Below are 2,847 nucleotides of genomic sequence, written 5' to 3' on the forward strand. Positions count from 1 at the left end.
CGATCCACACCGTGACGTAGCCCGCGAACGGCGCCGCCGTGCCGACCACGGCTCCGGCCCCCGCCGCGAGGACGACGCCGAACACCGCCGACGACATCGTGCCGCCCACCGTCTTGGTCGTGTTGGTCAGCGCCGAGGCGACGCCCGTCTGCCCGCGCGGGGCGGCCGCCGCGGCCGCCGCCGGCATCGCCGCGACCAGCGCTCCCGAGCCGAGGCCCGCGACCCCCAGGCACAGCAGCACCTGCCACAGCGTGGTGTGCAGGGGGAGGAACAGGGCGTACCCCACCCCGACGAGGGTCGCCGCTCCGATCAGGACGACGCGCGGGCTCGCGCGACGCGACGTCACCGCGAAGAGGATCGCGCCGACGATGAGCGACACCAGGTACACCCCGATCACGTTGGAGCGGTCGGTGGCGTCCAGGCCCAGTCCGTAGCCGAGGGACGGGTCGGTCCCAGCGTAGGTCGCCAGCGGCCCCTGCGCGCCCAGCAGGCTGATGCCGACGAGGAAGGCCGTCACCTGCACGGGCCACATCTCGGGGCGACGCAGCACGCGGATGTCGATCGCGGGGTCGGGGCGGCCGAGCTCGAAGCGGACGAAGACGACGAGCAGCACCGCACCCGCGACGAGCAGCGCGCCGATGACGGCGGGACCCGGTCCGTCGGGGAGTCGGACGAACGACAGGGCTCCCGTCACGCACAGCAGTGCCCCCGCGAGGATGGCGAAGCCGCCGATGTCGAGGCTCCGTCGGCCGGGCAGGCGCTCCGACTCGGGGACGCCGAGCCAGATCACCACGCACACCCCCGTCACCACCACCGCGGGGATCATCAGCGCGATGCGCAGGTCGCCTCCGGTCGCGGCGAACACCCGCCCGGCGGCCAGGGCTCCGGCGATGGCACCGACCTGCAGGCCGACCACGAGCAGTCCTGCCGCGCGGCGGGTGCGCGAGACGCCCTGCCTGCCGCGGCGACCCCGGTCGAAGATCAGGGCGATCTCGAGCGGGAGCCACACCACGTAGAACCCCTGCAGGGCCCACGCCGCGAGGAAGCTCGCGAAGGTGTCGGCGAACACGAGCCACCAGCTGGCGGCAGCGGTCGCCACGGCCGAGAACAGCAGGATGCGCTTGTGGCCGAACATGTCGCCGAGCTTGGCGAGCACGGGCAGGACGAGCGCGGACAGCAGCAGCTGCGCCGCCTCGAACCAGTTGACGTCGGCATCTCGGATGCCGAGGTGGACGACGATGTCGGGAAGCAGGGGGACGTAGAAGCCCTGCAGGATGCCGCTGGCCACCTCGACCAGGACGAACCAGCCGATCAGACCCGCGGTCGCACCGAGGGCCGACGTGCGCGCCCGCGCGACCGCGCCCGAGACGCGTGACATGGCGCGAGGCTAGCACCGGCGGCGACCGGACGTGTCGGGCGTCTTCGTGCCATCACGTGGACGGGTACGGGATGCCGCCGCGACCCCGGGCGGCATCCGCGATCGACGACCCGGGCCGCGCCCTAGGGTGGGAACCACGACGAGAGGGGCCCGCGGTGGCTGAGGAACGCGAACGGTTGAGCTGGGACGACTTCGGCGACGCGACGAGGCAGATCTCGCGCGCGATCGTGGCCGACGGATTCGCGCCCGAGGTGGTCGTCGCCATCGCGCGCGGCGGGCTGCTCCCCGGTGGTGCGATCGCCTACGGCCTCGGCGTCAAGAACTGCGGCGCCTTGAACGTCGAGTTCTACACGGGCGTGGGGACCGTCCTCGACGCCCCCGAGGTGCTGCCGCCCGCCCTGGACCTGTCGTACCTGTCGGGGCGGCGCGTCCTGCTCGTCGACGACGTCGCCGACAGCGGGCGCACGCTCGACCTCGCGATCAAGCTGCTCGACCGGCACGGTGCCGAGGCGCGCTCGGCCGTGATCTACACCAAGCCCACCACGGTCGTGCAGCCCGACTACGCGTGGAAGGACACCTCGCTCTGGATCGACTTCCCGTGGTCGCACCAGGGGTCGGTGCACGAGGAAGACGCGGCGTGACGCCGAAATCCCTCGCCGAGCTGGCCGAGGCCGGGCTGATCGACGTCTCGTGGGTCGAGCCCCTGGCTCCGGTGGCCGACGACATCGCGGCGATCGGGCGGCGGCTGCGCGACGAGGGGCGGCCGTACCTGCCCGCGGGCGAGCTGGTGCTGCGCGCCTTCCGCACCCCCGTCGACGCCGTGCGCGTGCTCATCGTCGGACAGGACCCGTACCCGACCCCGGGTCACCCGATCGGTCTGTCCTTCGCGGTGGACCCGCACGTGCGCCCCGTGCCGCGGAGCCTGGCGAACATCTACCGCGAGCTCCAGGACGATCTCGGTATTGCGCCGGTGGCGCACGGCGACCTCTCGGCCTGGGCCGACCAGGGCGTCATGCTGCTGAACAGGGTGCTGACCGTGGCACCGGGGGAGGCGGCATCCCACCGCGGATGGGGCTGGGAGCGCGTGACCGAGCACGCCATCCGCGTCCTCGCGTCGCGCGATCAGGCGCTCGTCGCGGTGCTGTGGGGGAGGGATGCCATGAACCTCGCGCCCCTGCTCGGCGAGACGGCGATCGTGTCGTCGCCGCATCCCTCGCCGCTGTCGGCGAGTCGCGGCTTCTTCGGCTCGCGGCCGTTCTCACGCGTCAACGCACTACTCGAGGAGCAGGGGGCCGCCCCCGTCGAGTGGCGCCTGCCCGCCTGATCGGGGCGTGTGCTTGTTCCCCCGCGGCGTTCGTCCGCGCGGGCGGGTTGGGGCGGTGGATTCCCGCGCGCGAGCGGTGGCGGGGGACACGCGCGCGAAACGAGTCTCGCCGTAGAGTGGCGGGGTGCTGGAAGAGGAGTACGAG

3 protein-coding genes are annotated in these 2,847 nt (G+C 73.1%); 2 read left to right on the forward strand and 1 reads right to left on the reverse strand.

Translation table 11 applies throughout. From position 1 onward, the window contains the following. Positions 1 to 1,378: MFS transporter (locus tag DBR36_RS16560; protein ID WP_108320791.1), on the reverse strand; the 1,378-nt coding region annotated here is incomplete at its 3' end. 155 nt (positions 1,379 to 1,533) lie between these two features. Between DBR36_RS16560 and DBR36_RS16565 the strand changes: the two genes are divergently transcribed. Next, a complete protein-coding gene (locus DBR36_RS16565; RefSeq protein ID WP_108320792.1) occupies positions 1,534 to 2,019 on the forward strand; it encodes a phosphoribosyltransferase in 486 nt (161 codons plus the stop codon). Next, positions 2,016 to 2,702 (forward strand): uracil-DNA glycosylase, encoded by a 687-nt coding sequence (locus DBR36_RS16570; RefSeq protein WP_108320793.1) that lies wholly within the window; start codon positions 2,016 to 2,018, stop codon positions 2,700 to 2,702. Before DBR36_RS16565 ends, DBR36_RS16570 begins: the two co-directional genes overlap by 4 nt. Positions 2,703 to 2,847 lie beyond the last annotated feature (145 nt).

The sequence above is a fragment of the Microbacterium sp. HMWF026 genome (genome assembly GCF_003061325.1).
Classification (GTDB): domain Bacteria; phylum Actinomycetota; class Actinomycetes; order Actinomycetales; family Microbacteriaceae; genus Microbacterium; species Microbacterium testaceum_E.